Source organism: Kitasatospora sp. NPDC093102 (genome assembly GCF_040683915.1).
Taxonomy (GTDB): domain Bacteria; phylum Actinomycetota; class Actinomycetes; order Streptomycetales; family Streptomycetaceae; genus Kitasatospora.
In genome coordinates this window covers 26,479-43,284 of record NZ_JBFBFA010000001.1, presented here as the reverse complement: position 1 = coordinate 43,284, position 16,806 = coordinate 26,479, and the positions used below count along the sequence as shown (strand labels likewise).

Here is a 16,806-nt window from a genome sequence, read left to right as displayed (position 1 = left end):
GCCCTCTCCGCGGTCTCACTCCTTGCCGAGCACCGTCACGTCCAGTTCCTGCGCCGCGTAGCCGGCCCGGATCACCTTCTTGTCGAACTTGCCGACCGAGGTCTTCGGCACCGACTCCACGATCGACCAGCGCTCCGGCAGCTGCCAGGAGGCTATCCGCTCGCCCAGGAAGGCCCGCAGCTCCTTCAGCCCGGCGGTCGCGCCCGGGCGCAGCACCACGGTGGCCAGCGGGCGTTCGCCCCACTTCTCGTCCGGGACGGCGACCACGGCGGCCTCCGCCACGTCGGGGTGGGCCATCAGGGCGTTCTCCAGCTCGACCGAGGAGATCCACTCGCCGCCGGACTTGATGACGTCCTTGGCCCGGTCGGTGAGGGTCAGGTAGCCGTCGGCGGTGATGGTGCCGACGTCGCCGGTGCGCAGCCAGCCGTCCTCGGAGAACTTGTCGTCCGGGCGGACCGGGTCCTGGCCGGCGCCGCCGTAGTACGCCCCGGCGATCCACGGGCCGCGCACCTCCAGCTCGCCCGCCGAGACGCCGTCGTGCGGCATCCGCTCGCCGCCGGGGCCGATCAGCCGGGCCTGGACCGAAGCCGGGAAGAGGCCCTGGGTGATCCGGTACGGCCACCCCTGCTCGGGGGTCAGGCCGCCCGGCGGCTGGGCGAAGGAGCCGAGCGGGGAGGTCTCGGTCATGCCCCAGGCGTGCAGCACCCGGATGCCGTGGCGCTCCTCGTAGGCCTTCATCAGCGACGGCGGGCAGGCGCTGCCGCCGATGACCACCATCCGCAGGCTGGAGGTGTCGTAGTCACCCGCGTCGAGCTCGTCCAGCAGACCGGCCCAGATGGTGGGGACCGCGGCGCTGACGGTCGGGCGGACGGCGGCGATCATCTCGGCCATCGGCTTCGGCTGGAGGAAACGATCCGGCATGAGCAGGTTGGCGCCGGACATGAAGGCCGCGTGCGGGATGCCCCAGGCCTGGACGTGGAACATCGGCACCACCGGCAGCGCGGTGTCGCGCGGGGTGAAGGCGAAGTTGTCGCCGGTGTTGACCTGGAGGCAGTGCAGGTAGACCGAGCGGTGGCTGTAGAGCACGCCCTTCGGGTCCCCGGTGGTACCGGAGGTGTAGCAGAGCACGGCGGCCTGCCGCTCGTCCATGTCGTGCTGCCACGGGTACTCGGCGGGCCGGCCGGCGATCAGCTCCTCGTAGTCGTGCACGCCGCCCGCGAAGCCGGCCAGCACCGAGCGGTCGCCGGGGCCGCTCACCACGATGTGCCTGAGGGTCGGTGCGAGGTCCGGGAGGACGGCGGCGAGCAGCGGCAGGACGGTGCCGTTGACGATGATCACGCGGTCGGCGGCGTGGTTGATGATGAACGACAGCTGCTGGGCGGGCAGGCGCAGGTTCAGCGTGTGCAGCACGGATCCCATCGAGGGGACCGCGAGGTACGCCTCCAGGTGCTCGGTGTTGTTCCACATCAGGGTGGCGACCCGGTCGTCCCCGCTCACCCCCAGCTCGTCGCGCAGCGCGCAGGCGAGCTGCGCGGCCCGTGCGCCGACCTCGGCGTAACTGCGGACGACCGGCCCGGTGCCGTCCCAGGTGGTCACGGTCGAGCGGCCGTGGATCGTGGACCCGTGCTCCAGGATTCGGGCGACGGTGAGCGGTACGTCCTGCATCGTGCTGAACACGGGTCCTCCTTGACCTGGCGGCACTGGCGGCTGCGCCTGCGGCACCTACCGGGCGGTAATGCGCGCGGACGTGCCCGATTGTGCCGCCCCCACCCCCCGCTGTCAGTATCCCGGCCCCGTTGCACTGATCACGGATTCGTCCCGGTTCGGCCCTCCAGCCCCTCCCGAAGCCAGAGGGGCAGCGCGGCCCGCACGTCCGCCGGAACGCCCGAATACTCCGCGACGGCCAGGGTCCGGCTCCGCCACACCCCGCCGGCACCCGCCTCGACCACCCGCACCGCGGCCACGCGTCCACCCGTCCACCCCGCCGCATCGCCCTCAACCCGCTAGGCATCGGGCACTGTCGGCGTCGGCCCCGGGGAAGGGGGCCGCACCGGCGCACCGGCCTTCGCCACCGGCCCGCGGCCGAAGGCCTCCCCAATCCTGTTCGACAACCCGATCCCCCCGATCCCGGATCCGCTCCGCCCGACGAACATATACGGGGCGTCACCAGTGGACCGGCGGATCGCCAGACGGGCTGTCAGGTTCTGATACTCCCCGTCGGAAGGCGGCAATGGGGCACTCGGTGGGGACGGCCGCAGCTCAGGGGCGGCCGGGGCGGCAGAGGCGGAGGGAGTTGGCCGGGTCGGGGGTGTAGGCGGGGTCGAGGGTCCAGCCCTGTTCGGCGGCGATGCGGAGGGCCTGGTGGGCGCCGGCGCCGCGGTAGGTGGCGCGGTTGAGCCGGATGCGGTGCACGAGGGTGCCGTCGGGGGTGCGGGCGGCGGTGTCGGTGGTGGTGCGCTTGGTGTCGCGCTGGAGGATGCGGCGGATGTGGCGGTCCCAGGCGGCGGGACTGTTGGTGAACTCGGCGCGGAAGGCGCGCGGGCCGACGGTCCAGCGGGCGCCCCAGCGGTCCCAGTGGTCGGGTTCGGGGTGGTTCACCCAGAAGGTGAGCAGACCGTACACCGGGACGTAGACGATCTGGAGCAGGAAGACGAACGGCAGCAGCGGCGCAAAGCGGACCGGCTGCGGGCCCCACGGGGTGCCGGGGGCGGCGGGCGGGTCCTGCGGGGAGGGGGCGTTCAGGGTGGCCGGGGCGGGGAAGTGGCGGGCGAGCCGGACGTGCCCGGCGTCGGTCCCGGACGCCACGCCGTACCAGCCGTGCTTCTCGGCGAGCTGCACCACACCGGCCGCGCCGAGGCCGCGGTAGAGCCGCAGCGCGAGCCCGGTCTGCACCACCCGGCCGAGGTCGGCCTGCACCTCGCCGCCGCCGGCCGCGTGCGTCGCCTCGGCGGCGGCGATCCGGCGCGCCAGGATCGGGGCGACGTAGCGCTCCCAGTGCTCCGGCCGGCCGGTGAGCTCGGCCCGCAGTCGGCGCGGCGGAATGAAGCTGCGGTTGACCTTCAGCCAGCCGTCCGAACTGGGGCCTCCCCCGCTGTAGTCCGCGAAGATCAGGACGATGAAGAGGAGCACCAGGCCGAGGATCCAGAGCGGCGCGTAGATCCACTGGAGGAGGAACTGGACCAGTACGGCCACGCGGTTGCGGCGCGGCGCGGGGCCGGGGAAGCCGCCGGGGCGGCCGACTCCGCACTGCGGGGTGGCTCCGAACCCGGCGGCGGCGTGGGGCTGTTGGGGATCGGGGTGAGCCTGCCGCGGCGGGACGGGCTGCGGCTGCCGGGGCGGGTAGAGCTGCTGCGGCGGGTACGGCTGCTGCTGTGGCGGCACCGGCTGCGCGTACGGGTTCTGGGCGTAGGGGTTCTGCGCGTACGGCGCCTGCCCGTACGGGTTCTGGGGCGGCGGCCCGCCGTACCCGTCGGTGCCGCCGCGCCCCTGGCCGTTCACCATGCCGTTCCCCCCGTGCTCGATCGGGGGCCACCCTATCTGCGGGTCTCAGTCGGCGGTCGGGCCGTCCACGTGGTTGCGGTCGACGGTGAGGGTCGCGCCGCCGAAGGTCTCCTGGACGTTGCCGTGGTACTGGTGGACGCGCTGGTGGAGGCTCCAGAGGTCGGGGGCGATACCGCCGGAGCCGGTCGTGTCGGCCTGGTCGTCCCAGCGGGCGTACCAGAGCGCGTCGGGCATCGGGGAGCTGCCGGCCCGGGCGGCGGCGGCGAGGTCCGCGATGCCGGAGTCGAGGCTGGAGTAGAAGCCGGATCGGTAGTCGGCGGCGTGCAGGCCGGCCGTCCAGCCGAGGGTGAAGTCGACCACGGCCTGGCCGCAGGCCGGGTCGCGCATCGGGTAGGCCTCGATGTCCAGGTAGACCGGGCTGCCCTGGGCCAGCCCGAGCGAACGCAGGGCCTGGGCGGCCTCACCCGCCTCCTCCAGGCCCTGCTCGACGGCCCTCGCCGGGTCGATCCGCTTGGGCTTGTGGCTCAGGTCGGCGCACGGCGCCTGCAACCCGACGTGCACCGGCAGGAACCGCCAGCCCAGCTCCCTCGCCTGGCGCACCCACTCGGCGGTGAGCCTCGACTGGCTGCAGCCGCGCTGGGAGCCACTGGTGTAGATGCCGACCGCCCCGTACGGGGAGGTGCCGCGCCAGGCCCGCAGGGTGTCGAGCGGCGGTGCGGTGCAGGCGTCGAAGGCGGGACCGTTCCAGGTGTCACGGAGCCGGGGCGGGCCGGATCGGTCGGGCAGCGTGACGGCCCGGATGCGGGGGACGGCGACGGCGGCCGGGACGGCGGCTTCGGCGCGCACGCCCGTCCCGCCGGTGGCCAGCGGGAGAACGAGGGCGGCGGCGAGGAGGGCGACGGAGCGGAGATGGCGCACCCCGCCTTGATACTGACGAGCCGTCGGACGATCGCGGCAACCACGCCGCAAGCCCCGCGCGGGCCCACCCTTTCGGACGCACCCGTCCGCATCCGTCCCGATTTTTGTAACGAGCTTGCCGGTTTGTCACTCCTTACGGCAAACTCACGGATATGCCCACCTCCCATACCAGCGAAACCCCCGCAGCCTCGTCGTCGGCCGCCGCCGTCGCCGAGGCCCTTGCCATGCCGCCCGCCCCCAAGGGCGAGCCTGCCGGCGAGCGGGGAAGCTGGCGACGAGGTGGGGCGTCCGGCCCCGCGGCGCCACCCGAAGTCCACCCCGGTCGGTCCACCGGCCGGTTCGGCAAGGTCCTGCGGCGCCCGGAGAGGATCCCGGCGCCGCTTCTCTGTCTGACCGCGATGTTCCTGGTGCAGACCGGCATCGCGCTGTCCAAGCCCCTGTTCGGCCCGCTCGGCGTCAGCGGCACGACCTTCCTGCGGCTCGGCTTCGCCGCCGTCATCCTGCTCGCCGTCACCCGGCCGAAGCTGCGCGACAAGCGCCCGCGCGACCTCGCCGCGGCCGCGCTGCTCGGCATGGCCTCGGCCGGGATGACCTTCCTGTTCGCCGGGGCGATCGACCGGCTGCCGATGGGCACCGCCGCGACCATCGAGTTCCTCGGCCCGCTCGCGGTCGCGCTGGTCTTCGCCCGGCGCGCCAGCCACCTGCTCTGGGCGCTGCTCGCGGCCGCGGGCGTGGTGCTGCTGACCCTGCTCGGCAAGGGGGACGGCGGCGGGTCGCTCGACCCGGTCGGCCTGCTGTACGCGTTCGGGGCGGCCGCCTGCTACGCCGCGTACATCCTGTTCACCGACAAGGTCGGCGCGGCCTTCCAGGGGTTCCAGGGCCTGGCGGTGTCGATGACGGTCGGCGCACTGACGCTGGCACCGTTCGGGCTCGGCCAGGCCTGGCACGGGCTCACCGCGCCCGGCGCCTCACCGACGGCGCTGCTCGCCGCGGTGGCCGGGGTGTCGCTGCTGCTGCCGGTGATCCCGTACGCGCTGGAGATGACCGCGCTGCGACGGATGCCGCAGCGGGTGTTCAGCGTGCTGGTCAGCCTGGAGCCGGCGGTCAGCGCTCTGGTCGGGCTGGTGGTGCTGGGCCAGTTGCTGGGCGTACCGCAGCTGGCCGGGATCGGCTGCGTGGTCGCGGCCAGCGTGGGCGCCACGCTGACCGGCCGGCGGTGACGGGCCTGTCGGTCCACGGGCCCGTGAGCCGCCCGGCCGCCCACGGCTCAGCGACTCACGGCTCAGCGGCTCAGCGGCTCAGCGGCTCAGCGGCTCACGGCCAGATCAGGGTGCGTGACCACTCCGGGGAGCTGACCGGGCCGGTGCGGGTATAGCGCAGCCGGATGTGCCGGCGCTGGGCGTCGCCCTGCCAGAACTCCACCTCGTGCGCCCACAGGGTGTAGACCGCGTGCCCGGGCGGGACCGCGTCCGGGTGCGCCTCCAGCCGACGACGGGCGACCGCCACCGCCTCGTCGTACTCGGCGAACGAGCCCAGCGGCTCGCTCTGCTGTCCGACCAGCGCGTGGACCCGGGCGGCGGGCGAGCGGGTGGCGAACTCGGCGGCGGCGACCAGGTCGGCGGCCCGTTCGACGGTGCCGCGCACCCGGACCTGGCGGCCCAGCTGCGGCCAGTAGACGGTCAGCGCGGCGGCGGGGTGGCCGGCGAGCTGACGGCCCTTGGGGCTGTCGGCGTCCGCGGAGAAGTTCCAGCCGGTGCCGGCCGCGTCGACGTCCCGCAGCACCAGCACCCGGGCGTCCGGCATGCCGTCGGCGTCCACGGTCGAGAGGGTGAAGGCCTGCGGGTCCAGCACACCGGCGTGCAGCGCGGTGGCGAGCCAGTCCACGAACAGCGGGCCGGGCTCGGCGGGGGCGGCCTCATGGTCGAAGGACGGCAGCGGGCGGGCCATCGGCGGGCGGCCGAGCAGCAGTTCGGGGACGGACCTGGGCCCGGACCGGTGCTCGTGGACCGGATCGGCCGTCGGCTCCGGGCGCGCCTCCGCCGCCGGTTCCGACCCGGGCTCCGGTGCGGGCCTGGCCTCGTCGGGGCCGATCAGGCCCTCCTCCTCCGCCGCCATCGCGCACCCTTCCTTCCGATTGCCGCGGTCGCCACCCCGGCCGGGCCGGTCCTTCCGGGCCCCGGCACCTGGGTGCGCTGTCGGAGCGCAACCGTACCGCCGTACGCCGACGGCTCCGGGCGCGGGCCCTCGGTGGACGGATCCGGGCCGGTCGGCGGGGGATTCCGGTCCGGTCGGGCGGGGAGTCCGGGTGCCCCGGACACACTCGTGGGCGGTGCCGATGGCGGCACCGCCCACGAGGCCGGTTTCGCGGTGACCCTTTCCGCCGGCCGGTCGAATGCGCTGTTCCCTCTGGTGTGATGCGTTGGTACCTCGGTGTCCGTTCCGGCCGTTCCGTTCCGGTCCGGGCCCGTCCGCGGCTGCTCAGCTCACCCGCGGCCACCCACGTCCGGCGCCCCCGCCTTCCGTGGTGCCCGGTGCCGTCACTCGGCCAGGCGGTCGGTCAGCCGATGGTGTCGGAGAACACACCGGCACCGGCACCGGCACCGGCACAGGCCGGCAGCAGGCCGGCGGCGAGCGGGCCGGCGCGCAGGATTTCGGCCACCCGACGGGTGTGGATGCGAGCCATGAATGCCTCCGAGAAGCTGTTAATCGTGCAATGGTCGATCAAGGTGCGCAAGGTTCGCCGGTCAGACGAACACCTGCGGGCTGCGACGCCGGAAGACAGCCTTCCGCAACAAATCGACAAAGCACTAGCCCGCAACGCGGATTTCGCCCGTTAGCGTGATATCCACCCGACCCGCGCATAACGGCTGGGAAAGCGGACAGCGCGCCGACGCACCCCGGCCGACCTGGGAGGTCACCCGGGCAGACGCCGACGGAGGCGCCCCGGAGGGCGGCGCAGCAGCATCACGCGATCCGCTGGGCGCGCCACCCCGGCGCACACGAACCACAAACGCGCCCCTAAAAAGTTCGGTCACCCTCCCATGTCGACTTTCCCAGCCATTCACAGACCGTCGGAAAGTCACACCATGGCGGCGGGGGTGCGGCCACAGAAGATCCGTCCAGGTGCGCGGACATCAGATCATCTTGCCGGGATTCAGAATGCCCAGCGGATCGAAGACCGCCTTCAACTGCCGCTGCAGGTCCAACGCCACCGGGCCCAGCTCACGGGCCAGCCAGTCCCGCTTCAGCAGCCCCACTCCGTGCTCCCCGGTGATCGTGCCGCCCAATTCCAGCCCGAGCGCCATGATCTCGTCGAAGGAGCGCTGGGCGCGGGCCGTCTGCTCCCCGTCCGAGGCGTCGAAGATGACGATCGGGTGGGTGTTGCCGTCCCCGGCGTGACTGACCACCCCGATGGTCAGCCCGTGCCGCTCCGCGATCGCCGCGACACCGTTCAGCATCTCCGCCAGCCGGGAACGCGGCACCGCCACGTCGTCGATCATCGTGGTGCCCAGCCGGTCCAGCGCGGGCAGCGCCATCCGCCGGGCGGCCAGCAGCAGATCGGACTCCGCCTGGTCCTCGGCCGGCACCACCTCGGTCGCCCCGGCCTCCCGGCACAGCTGCGCGACCCGCGCCAGCTCGGCCACCCGGTCCGGCCCGTCGAAGGCCACCAGCAGCAGCGCCTGGGTGGACTCGGGCAGCCCCATCCGCCCCAACTCGTTGACGGCCCGCACCGAGACCGCGTCCATCAGCTCCATCAGCGACGGCGTCAGACCGCGCGCCATCACCTCGCAGACCGCCGCCCCGGCCGCGTCCGCGCTCGGGAACTCCGCCGCCAACGCCAGCTGCGGGGCCGGCGCCGGCCGCAGCGCCAGCACCGCCCGGACCACCACGCCGAGCGTCCCCTCCGAGCCGACGAACAGCCTGGTCAGGTCGTACCCGGCCACGCCCTTCGCCGTCCGGCGTCCGGTGGACAGCAGCCGCCCGTCCGCCAGCACCACGTCCAGTCCGAGCACGTACTCACTGGTGACGCCGTACTTCACGCAGCAGAGACCGCCCGCACCGGTGCCGATGTTGCCGCCGATCGTGCAGGACTCCCAGCTGGACGGGTCCGGCGGGTAGGAGAGACCCGACTCCTCGGCAGCGCGGGAGAGTTCGGCGTTCACCACGCCGGGCTCGACCACCGCGATCCGGTTCACCGGGTCGATCTCCAGGATCCGGTTCAGCTTCACCAGCGACAGCACGACGCAGCCGTCCACCGCGTTCGCCGCACCCGACAGCCCGGTCCGGGCGCCCTGCGGCACCACGGGGACGCGCAGCTCGGCCGCGGTCCGCAGCACGTGCTGCACCTGCTCGACCGTCTCCGGGAACACCACCACGGCGGGCTGCCCGGCCGCGCAGAAGCCCGCCATGTCGTGGCGGTACGCGGCGGTCACGTCCGGGTCCACCACCAGGGCCCCGTCCGGGAGGCCCTGTGCCAGTCGGTCCGTCAGATCACTCATCGCCGCCTCCGCTCGCCGCCCGCCCGCCCCCACCTCCGCACTCTGCCCGGACGGCAGGGGCCGGGCAAGTGGGCAGCGGAGCGGTCGGGCAGGCAGTCGCGACGCGAAGCCTCCGGACGTGGGCGGCGGCCCGGGGTGCCGACCGGAAGGGCGACCGCGCGACTCAGGCCCGGCGGAGGGTCGGGGTGGCCAGGGCGGTGAGGCCGGCGGCAGCCGTGGCGAGGGCGCAGAGGACGGTCGGCAGGGCGGCACCCACCGCGTCCGAGAGCAGGCCCAGCAGGGCGTTCGAGAGCACCAGGGCCAGGCTCTGCACGAGCGTCAGCAGGGCCTGGACGCGCGAGAGATGGGTCTGCGGCGCGCCGGTCAGCACCAGCGGGCCGACGTGGCAGGCGAAGAGCCCCGAGCCGAGGCCCGCCACCGTACTGCCGGCCACCGCCGCCACCGGTCCCGCGGCCAGTGCGAGCAGCGCGACCCCCGCCGACGCCGTACAGAGCCCGGCCGCCGTCCCCACCCCGGCCCGGGGAAGCGTGCCCCGCCGGGCGGCCAGGCCGGCCACCGCCAGCACCCCGGCCGCCTGCCCGGCGCTCACCAGTCCCGCCGTTCCGGCCGCCCAGCCGTGCGCCCGGGCGAGCAGCGGACCGAGCAGTGACACCACCGGCAGCAGTGCCCCGGCCGCCACCGCGGTGAGCAGCAGCGCGGCCCGCAGCAGCGGGTCCGCCAGGGCGAACCGGACGCCGGACGCCGCGTCGCGCAGCAGGCCGGCCCGTGGACCGGACGGCCCGTCCGCCCGGGGGCGCACCCGCCGCAGGACCAGCAGCACGACCCCGAAGCTCGCCGCGTCCGCCAGCGCCACGCCGAACAGTCCGCCGCCCGCGACCAGCAGGCCGCCCAGCGGTGCCCCGAGCAGGACGGCGGTCTGCCCGCCGGCCTGCCGCAGGGCGAGTGCCCGGGGCAGCCGGTCGGCGGGTACCAGCCGGCGCGGCATCGATCCGCTCGCCGGGAGGTGGAAGGCGTCGACCGTCCCGATCACGGCGGCCGCCGCGACCAGCAGCCACAGCGGCGTCCCCCGGTCGGCCGTCACCAGCGCCAGCGCGACGGTCGCGGCCAGCATCACCGTGTCCCCGACGACCATCACCCGACGGGCGCCGAACCGGTCCGCGACCGCGCCGCCCAGCAGGACCAGCGCGGTGCGCGGCACCGTGATCGCCGTCAGGACCAGCCCGGCCGCTCCGCCGCCGTGCGCGGAGGCGGCCCAGCCGAGGCCGAAGTACAGCGCGGCGTCGCCCAGCAGTCCGGCCTGGACACCGGCCAGCCAGAGCAGGTACGTCCGGGGCAGCGCAGCCCGCGGCGACGGGCCGGAACCGGTGCCGGCGGTGGAGGCGGTGGTCATGCCGGGCGACGCTAGGGCCCTCGACCTGGTCGAGGGCAAACGCCGCTACCGGCGGACCACCGGTTCCTGGAGCTCGGTGACCCATCCGGCCCGGTCCTCCGGGCACTCCAGGTACAGCTCCCGGGCGTAGCCGGCCGAGCGGTAGCCGTTCTCCTCGATGAAGCGGGCCAGTTCCTGGCCCGTGCCCAGCACCTCGTCCATCGGACCGCGGTGCACGATCGTCGCCGCCTCCTCGATCGGCGGCAGGTCGAGCACCTCGAAGTCGTGCGCGTCCGGCCGCACCGACGGGCCGACCGGGACGGCGACCAGGACCAGCACCGAGCCGTTGCCCTCCGGCGCGTCCTGGTAGCGGGCGACGGACGGGCCGGTCGCCTCGATCCCGGCCCCGGCCAGCCGCCGGCACAGCTCGGCGAACAGCGGCCCGATCACCGGTCCGATGTCCTCCGGCTCGTAACTCTGGGCCACACCGGCCAGTTGGGCCACCCGGACGGACGGCACCTGCTTCACCACGACATCGTGCGTGGACATGGTCCCCTCGCTCTCGATCGTCCGGAGCCTCGCCTCCACCCGGGCCATCCGCAGCTCGTCGGCCGCGATCGCCGCGGCGAGCTGGGCCCGCCGCAACCGCAGCATCCCGCGCAGTTCGGCCGCGTCCACCTGCTCGTCCAGGACGGCGCGCACCTGCTGCAACGTGAAGCCGAGCTCCTTGAGCGCGATCACCCGGTTGAGCCGGGCGAGTTGGGACGCCTCGTAGAAGCGGTACCCGCTGACCGGGTCCACCCGGGCGGGCCGCAGCAGCCCGATCGCGTCGTAGTGGCGCAGCATCCGCACCGACACCCGGCCGTGGCTGGCGAAGTCTCCGATGTTCAACATGATGCGACCACTCCACCCCCTGCCACCGTGTCAGGGTCAATCCGGCCGCCCGCATCCGTTCCCCGGCCGCTCCGCAGCCGGCGCCGCGGCCGCCGGGGAAGCACCGAGGGCGGGTGCCGAGTGGTCTCGGCACCCGCCCTGAGCAGGTGGTTCTCCTACCGGCGGAGAGCGTGGGATTCGAACCCACGGTGACGGGTCACGCCACGACAGTTTTCAAGACTGTTCCCTTAGGCCGCTCGGGCAGCTCTCCAGGCGGAGGTCAGCCTAACGGGTCCGGCGGGGTTCGGCGCACACCTTTCGGCGCGGGCGGGGGTCACTGGTCGCCCTCGCGCTGGCCGAGGGTGACCTTGGTGTTGAAGGTCTGGCCGTTGCGGGTGTACTCGACGTCGACGGTCTCACCGGGCTTGTGCGTCCAGATCCGGCTGACCAGGGCGGGGCCGTTGTCGATCGGGACGCCGCCGAGCTTGGTGATGACGTCGCCCGGCTTGAGGCCGGCCTTGTCGGCCGCACCGCCGGGGGTGACGGCGGGCTGGCCCTGGATGTCCTTGGTCTGGATCTGCGCGCCGTCGCCCTTGTAGTCGTCGTTGCGCAGCACGTCGAGCTTGGCGTAGACCGGCTTGCCGGTCTTGATCAGGGTGTCCGCGACCCACTTGGCCTGGTTGATCGGGATGGCGAAGCCCAGGCCGATGCTGCCGGCCCGGCCGTTGGCGGAAGCGTTGGACTGGATCGCCGAGTTGATGCCGATCACCGCGCCGCCGGAGTCGAGCAGCGGGCCGCCGGAGTTGCCGGGGTTGATCGAGGCGTCGGTCTGGAGGGCGTTCATGTACGAGGCCTGCGAGCCGGTCTCGTCGCCGGAGGCCACCGGGCGGTCCTTGGCGCTGATGATGCCGCTGGTGACGGTGGACTCCAGGCCGTACGGCGCACCGATCGCGATGGTGGCGTCGCCGACGTTGACCTTGTCGGAGTCGGCCAGCGGCAGCGGGGCCAGCTTGCTCTTGGGCGGGTTGTCGATCTTGACCACGGCGACGTCGTAACCCTCGGCGTGGCCCAGCACCGAGGCGCTGTAGGAGGTGCCGTCGGCGAACTTGACGGTCAGTTTGCCGCCGTTGAGGGTCGGCGCCACCACGTGGTTGTTGGTGAGGATGTGGCCCTCGGTGTCGAAGACGAAGCCGGTGCCGGTGCCCGACTCGCCGTTGCCCTGCGCCTTGATGGTGACGACGCTGGGCAGCGCCTTCTGCGCGATGGCGGCGATCGAGCCGGGGGCGGGCTCGTTCTTCTGGGTGTCGCTGGCCTGGACGGTGGTGCTGCGGTGGTCGTTCGGGGAGCTGCTGCTGTCGGCGCGGTTGGCGACGGTCACGCCGAGCGTGCCGCCGGCCACACCGGCGACCAGCGCGACGGCCGCGATCAGGGCGACCAGGCCGCCGCGCTTCTTGCGCACGCCGGGGCCGGCCGGACCGCCGGGGTAGTCCACCGGGTAGCCGAGCGGGCCCGCCGGGCCGCCGGGGTGGCCCGCGCCGCCGGAGGTGGAGTCGTGGGTGGGGCCCCAGCCACCGAGCGGCTGGCCGGCCCCGAAGGGGTGGTGGCCGTGCGCGGCGGGGGCGGCGGGAACAGCCGGAGCGGCGCCGTACCCCTCGTGCGCGCCGGCGGCGGGGACGCCGTGGGTCGGGGTGGCGTACGGGTTGCCGGCCGGCGGCAGGGCCGGGGCGGCCGGGGCCTGCGGGGCGGGCGGCAGGACGGGCGGCGGCGCGTCGATGTAGCCGGTGGCCGGGTCGACGGCAGGCTCCGCGGCGGCGGGCGCCACGGGCGCGGCGGGGGCCTCCGGTGCGGGCACCTTGGTGAAGGCGACGGTCGGCTTGTGCCCGCCCTCGGCCGCAGTGGCGTCGACCGGGCCCTGCGCGGCCTCGACGGTGCCGGTCTCGACGGCAGCGGCCTCCGGCTCGGGCACCCGCCGGAAGGCCATCGTCGGCTGGTGCCCGCCCTGAGCGGGGCCCTCGGAAGCGGACTCGGCCACTCCCTGGCCGGCGGGCTGCTCCCCCTGCGGCCCGGTGGGCCCAACCTCGCGCTCGGTGCTCACGGACGACCTCCATAGCTGGCAGAACCAAGGACCATAGTTTTTCGCACTGTCGATTCGATTGCCGTAAGGACCCCTCTGAAGAACTCATAAGAATCCTTAGCCGGCACCGACGCCGGTACCGACGGCCGAGGCTCCCCTCCCCCGCCGGACGTCCCGCGATGGACCGCGACTCCCTCGGCCTTGGGCGTTCGCCCCCGTGCCGGTTAGCCTGTCGCTCCAAACTGACACGCGGGAGCTTGGACCCACCAGGCTGAGAGTGCGCATGTCGACCGTACGCCACACCAGTGGCGGACGTTCGAGGGGGCGCTGACCGCCGGAACCTGTCCGGGTAATGCCGGCGTAGGGAGTATCGGCCATGCCGCCTGCTTCGCCATCCTCTTCTTCGGGCGCGAACGCCCCCTCTTCGAGTGCGACCGCCGTCCTGGAGCGCCCCGAGGCCCCCCTGGTCCTGGACACCGAGCCGCCGCGCACGCTGCGCTTCCGGGACCACTTCGCGCTCTGGATGAACCTGGGTGTCAGCCTGATCGGCTTCTCCACCGCCGCCACCGTGCTCGGCGCCCCCGGCAGTGAGCTGTCGCTGGCCGCCGCGGTGACCGCGATCGCGATCGGTACGGCGGTCGGCACCGCGATGCTCGGCGTGGCCGCACTGATCGGCGCCCGCACCGGCGCCCCCGCGATGGCGAACCTGCGCGGGCTGTTCGGCACCCGGCTGTCCTACCTGCCGACGGTGCTGAACATCGTGCAGTGCATCGGCTGGGGCGTGTTCGAGCTGCTGACCATCTCGGCGGGCGCGCAGACCGTCGCGCACACCACCGGCTACCGCTGGCTGTTCGTCCTGCTCGCCGGCGCGCTGACCACCGCGCTGACCATCTGGCCGCTGGGCTCGATCGCGGTGCTGCGCCGCTTCGTGGCCGGGGCGGTCGCGGTGGCGATGGTGTACTTCACCGTCCAGCTGGGCCGCCAGGGCGTGCCGGACCCGGGCGCGGGCAACTGGCACGGCTTCCTGGGCGCCACCGACGCGATGATCGCGGTGTCGGTCTCCTTCGTCCCGCTGGCCGCCGACTACACCCGGCACTCGCGCACCCCGCGCTCGGCGTTCTGGGGCAGCTTCTCCGGCTACACGATCGCCCAGGTCTGGTGCTACGTGCTCGGCCTGATGGCACTGCTGCAGTCGGACGGCGACCCGAACCGGATCTTCGACTCCTTCCTCGGGGTCTGGGCGGGCTGGCTGTTCCTGCTGGTGCTGGTGCTGCGCGAGACCGACCAGTCCTTCGCCAACGTGTACTCGACCGCGATGTCGGTGCAGAACCTGCTGCCGAAGGTGGACCGCAGGGTGCTCTCCGGCGCGATCGGCGCGCTGACCACCGTGCTGGCGCTGCAGATCGACGAGTTCACCGACACCTACTACGGCTTCCTCGGCCTGATCGGCTCGGTGTTCGTGCCGCTGCTGGCGGTGCTCGCGGTGGACTACTTCCTCGGCGCCGGCCGGCACGGCTGGAACCTCTCCGCCGACGCACCGTCCCGCTGGCCGATGCTGCTGCCGTGGGCGCTGGGCTTCGCGGTCTACCAGTTCATCGCGCCGACCAAGGTGGCCGGCTGGTGGACGGACTTCTGGACCTCCGCCCAGGAGGCGCTGCACTTCACCCCGCAGGAGTGGACCTCCGCCTCGCTGTTCGCCTTCCTGGTGCCCGCCCTGGCCACCTGGGCGCTCACCCCGCTCGGCCGCCGCGCCGGCCGCCGCTGAGGAAGCCGGGGAAGCGCGGGCGCAGACGGCCCCACGGGTTGAGGCCGTCTTTGTCCGCGCTTCACTTCCGCCGCCTATCGTTGGCCCTGTGACCAGCCCAGACCTGTCCTCGACGACGGCGCGCACCGTGCCCTCCGTCCAGGTGATCGCCCACCGCGGTTCCTCCCACGCCCTGCCCGAGCACACCCTCGCGGCCTACCGGCGCGCGCTCGACGAGGGCGCGGACGCGCTGGAGTGCGACGTCCGGGTCACCGCCGACGGCGCGCTGGTCTGCGTGCACGACCGCCGGATCGGCCGGGTCTCCGACGGCCGCGGCACCGTCTCGGCCATGACCCTCGCCGAGCTGGAGGCGTACGACTTCGGCGCCTGGAAGACCGGCCGTCCCAGCACCGACCCGGAGCTGCGCGGAGTGCTGCGGCTGGAGCGGCTGCTGGAGCTGGTGGTGGAGTGCGGCCGCCCGGTGGACCTGGCGATCGAGACCAAGCACCCGGTGCGCTTCCGGGGCCGGGTGGAGGCCGAGCTGCTGCGGACGCTGGAGCGGTTCGAGATCGGCGCGACCCGGGAGGGCGACCGCCCGTCCGCCCGGATCATGAGCTTCTCCTCGCTCGCGCTGAACCGGGTGGCCGCCGCCGCGCCGGAGTACCGGCAGGTCTTCCTGTTCGAGCGGACCCTGCCGCTGCTCGGCCGCCTGCGCGCCGGCTCGCCGCTGCCGGGCGGGGCGCGGATCGCCGGCCCGGGCATCGAGCTGGTGCGGGCCCGCCCGCAGCTGGTGACCCGGCTGCGCGAGCTGGGTCACGAGGTGCACGTGTGGACGGTGGACGAGCCGGCCGACGTCGAGCTCTGCCTGGAGCTCGGAGTGTCGGCGATCATCACCAACCGGCCCGCGGAGGTGCTGGCGCAGCTCGGACGGTGATCCGCCGACGCACCGAAGGCCATACCGTCCGATCCGATCACGCTGGTCGGCAGTCAAACCTTCCTTGCACGAAATTGCCGGAATTCTTGCATCCGGGCGACAGAGGGTGAGCACGGAATGACCTGATGTCCACCCTCGGTCGCCGCACTCGAAATGGGCTCGCGGGATCGTCCGGTGCTCGTTTCCGACGCATTACCAAGGGGCATCTCTCCCTCGGCATACGCTGAAGGAGGTCCGGGGGTGGCGTTGATGGTGGCGCGTACTGTGCCCACAGGAGTTGGGCCGACCTCATCGACCATGGCAGTGCCGCACGGCCCAGCGAGTGTCGGGGTCGCACGGCGCCGACTGCGTCGAGATCTGGGTGACCGGCAGATACCGGAACCGGTCATCGATGATGCTGTTCTGATCCTTTCCGAGCTGTTGAGCAATGCCTGTCGGTACGCCCGTCCGCTCGGCCCGCTGCCGGCGCTGGGCCGCAGCGCCCGGGCCGAGGTGCTCGGGCAGGTGCTGGTCGGCCTCCCGTCCGGGGCGCACTCCGCGCAGGGCCGGGAGTCCGCCGAGGGCTCGGACGAACCGCACGGCGGGGTGCTGATCCGCTGGCAGATGCACGCCGACGGGGTGCTCACCCTGGAGGTCACGGACGGCGGGGCGGCCACCCGGCCGCTGCCCGCGAGTCCCTCGCTGACCTCCCGCGGCGGCCGCGGCCTGAGCATCGTGGACCAGCTGGCCAGCGACTGGGGCGTGCGCGACGCCCCGGGCGAGGTCACGGTCTGGGCGGCGCTGCCCGCCCGGGCCCGGCACGCCCGGCACACCGGGGGCGATGCCCGTAGCGCGTGAGCCGGGCCCGGGGAATGTGTCGTTAGGCTTCCCGGAACACAGAACCACCGTTCCCGG

General features: G+C 73.7%; 14 protein-coding genes, 1 tRNA gene and 1 riboswitch. Of the genes, 5 read left to right on the top strand and 10 right to left on the bottom strand.

The window, feature by feature from the left end; translation table 11 throughout:
• Positions 1 to 15: 15 nt before the first annotated feature.
• The 3 genes from AB0O11_RS00190 to AB0O11_RS00180 form a co-directional block, all read right to left on the bottom strand.
• Positions 16 to 1,677, bottom strand: coding sequence for a long-chain fatty acid--CoA ligase (locus tag AB0O11_RS00190; RefSeq protein WP_363380034.1), 1,662 nt, complete (start codon positions 1,675 to 1,677; stop codon positions 16 to 18).
• Positions 1,678 to 2,259: 582 nt separating this feature from the next.
• Positions 2,260 to 3,501, bottom strand: a complete 1,242-nt coding sequence (locus tag AB0O11_RS00185) for a hypothetical protein (protein ID WP_363380031.1) — start codon at positions 3,499 to 3,501, stop codon at positions 2,260 to 2,262.
• A 45-nt stretch (positions 3,502 to 3,546) separates the two neighbouring features.
• Positions 3,547 to 4,419, bottom strand: coding sequence for a DUF1906 domain-containing protein (locus AB0O11_RS00180; protein ID WP_363380028.1), 873 nt, complete (start codon positions 4,417 to 4,419; stop codon positions 3,547 to 3,549).
• Positions 4,420 to 4,571: 152 nt separating this feature from the next.
• Here AB0O11_RS00180 and AB0O11_RS00175 point away from each other — a divergent pair, with 152 nt between their 5' ends.
• Entirely contained in the window at positions 4,572 to 5,639 is a 1,068-nt protein-coding gene (locus AB0O11_RS00175) for an EamA family transporter (RefSeq protein WP_363380026.1), read from the top strand.
• 94 nt (positions 5,640 to 5,733) lie between these two features.
• Here the strand turns inward: AB0O11_RS00175 and AB0O11_RS00170 are convergent, their stop codons facing one another.
• Both AB0O11_RS00170 and AB0O11_RS00165 read right to left on the bottom strand, forming a co-directional pair.
• The gene (locus tag AB0O11_RS00170; RefSeq protein WP_363380024.1) at positions 5,734 to 6,534 is read right to left on the bottom strand and encodes a pyridoxal 5'-phosphate synthase; all 801 of its coding nucleotides are present in this window, start codon (positions 6,532 to 6,534) and stop codon (positions 5,734 to 5,736) included.
• 442 nt (positions 6,535 to 6,976) lie between these two features.
• Positions 6,977 to 7,102, bottom strand: a complete 126-nt coding sequence (locus AB0O11_RS00165) for a hypothetical protein (protein WP_363380022.1) — start codon at positions 7,100 to 7,102, stop codon at positions 6,977 to 6,979.
• On the opposite strand from AB0O11_RS00165, the gene AB0O11_RS00160 reads away from it, so the two are divergent.
• Positions 7,101 to 7,256: a hypothetical protein gene (locus AB0O11_RS00160; RefSeq protein ID WP_363380020.1), complete on the top strand. Its 156-nt coding sequence runs from the start codon at positions 7,101 to 7,103 to the stop codon at positions 7,254 to 7,256. The two genes, AB0O11_RS00165 and AB0O11_RS00160, sit on opposite strands and share 2 nt — an antisense overlap.
• A 297-nt stretch (positions 7,257 to 7,553) precedes the next feature.
• On the opposite strand, the gene AB0O11_RS00155 is transcribed toward AB0O11_RS00160, so the two are convergent.
• From AB0O11_RS00155 to AB0O11_RS00135, 5 genes are all read right to left on the bottom strand, one after another.
• A complete protein-coding gene (locus AB0O11_RS00155; protein WP_363380018.1) occupies positions 7,554 to 8,918 on the bottom strand; it encodes an FAD-linked oxidase C-terminal domain-containing protein in 1,365 nt (454 codons plus the stop codon).
• Between the two features lie 163 nt (positions 8,919 to 9,081).
• Positions 9,082 to 10,308: an MFS transporter gene (locus tag AB0O11_RS00150; RefSeq protein WP_363380017.1), complete on the bottom strand. Its 1,227-nt coding sequence runs from the start codon at positions 10,306 to 10,308 to the stop codon at positions 9,082 to 9,084.
• Between the two features lie 45 nt (positions 10,309 to 10,353).
• The gene (locus AB0O11_RS00145; protein WP_363380015.1) at positions 10,354 to 11,181 is read right to left on the bottom strand and encodes a MerR family transcriptional regulator; all 828 of its coding nucleotides are present in this window, start codon (positions 11,179 to 11,181) and stop codon (positions 10,354 to 10,356) included.
• A gap of 162 nt (positions 11,182 to 11,343) precedes the next feature.
• Positions 11,344 to 11,431: transfer RNA gene (locus AB0O11_RS00140), tRNA-Ser, on the bottom strand.
• A 63-nt stretch (positions 11,432 to 11,494) separates the two neighbouring features.
• On the bottom strand, positions 11,495 to 13,255 hold the full coding sequence (locus AB0O11_RS00135; protein WP_363380013.1) for a trypsin-like peptidase domain-containing protein: 1,761 nt from the start codon (positions 13,253 to 13,255) through the stop codon (positions 11,495 to 11,497).
• A 218-nt stretch (positions 13,256 to 13,473) separates the two neighbouring features.
• Positions 13,474 to 13,618, top strand: a riboswitch (TPP riboswitch).
• Here AB0O11_RS00135 and AB0O11_RS00130 point away from each other — a divergent pair.
• From AB0O11_RS00130 to AB0O11_RS00120, 3 genes are all read left to right on the top strand, one after another.
• On the top strand, positions 13,611 to 14,999 hold the full coding sequence (locus tag AB0O11_RS00130; protein WP_363380011.1) for a cytosine permease: 1,389 nt from the start codon (positions 13,611 to 13,613) through the stop codon (positions 14,997 to 14,999). (Overlaps the previous riboswitch by 8 nt.)
• A gap of 88 nt (positions 15,000 to 15,087) precedes the next feature.
• Positions 15,088 to 15,912 carry a glycerophosphodiester phosphodiesterase family protein gene (locus AB0O11_RS00125; protein ID WP_363380009.1) on the top strand — a complete coding sequence of 275 codons (825 nt, stop codon included), beginning with the start codon at positions 15,088 to 15,090 and terminating at the stop codon, positions 15,910 to 15,912.
• Positions 15,913 to 16,152: 240 nt separating this feature from the next.
• The gene (locus AB0O11_RS00120; protein WP_363380006.1) at positions 16,153 to 16,749 is read left to right on the top strand and encodes an ATP-binding protein; all 597 of its coding nucleotides are present in this window, start codon (positions 16,153 to 16,155) and stop codon (positions 16,747 to 16,749) included.
• The last annotated feature ends 57 nt before the right edge of the window (positions 16,750 to 16,806 follow it).

Excerpts from the sequence above, each read along its gene's own strand:
- AB0O11_RS00150 (WP_363380017.1), bottom strand. The coding sequence starts at position 10,308 with ATGACCACCGCCTCCACCGCCGGCACCGGTTCCGGCCCGTCGCCGCGG.
- AB0O11_RS00175 (WP_363380026.1), top strand. The coding sequence starts at position 4,572 with ATGCCCACCTCCCATACCAGCGAAACCCCCGCAGCCTCGTCGTCGGCC.
- AB0O11_RS00155 (WP_363380018.1), bottom strand. The coding sequence starts at position 8,918 with ATGAGTGATCTGACGGACCGACTGGCACAGGGCCTCCCGGACGGGGCC.
- AB0O11_RS00145 (WP_363380015.1), bottom strand. The coding sequence starts at position 11,181 with ATGTTGAACATCGGAGACTTCGCCAGCCACGGCCGGGTGTCGGTGCGG.
- AB0O11_RS00160 (WP_363380020.1), top strand. The coding sequence starts at position 7,101 with ATGAATGCCTCCGAGAAGCTGTTAATCGTGCAATGGTCGATCAAGGTG.
- AB0O11_RS00170 (WP_363380024.1), bottom strand. The coding sequence starts at position 6,534 with ATGGCGGCGGAGGAGGAGGGCCTGATCGGCCCCGACGAGGCCAGGCCC.
- AB0O11_RS00130 (WP_363380011.1), top strand. The coding sequence starts at position 13,611 with ATGCCGCCTGCTTCGCCATCCTCTTCTTCGGGCGCGAACGCCCCCTCT.
- AB0O11_RS00185 (WP_363380031.1), bottom strand. The coding sequence starts at position 3,501 with ATGGTGAACGGCCAGGGGCGCGGCGGCACCGACGGGTACGGCGGGCCG.
- AB0O11_RS00165 (WP_363380022.1), bottom strand. The coding sequence starts at position 7,102 with ATGGCTCGCATCCACACCCGTCGGGTGGCCGAAATCCTGCGCGCCGGC.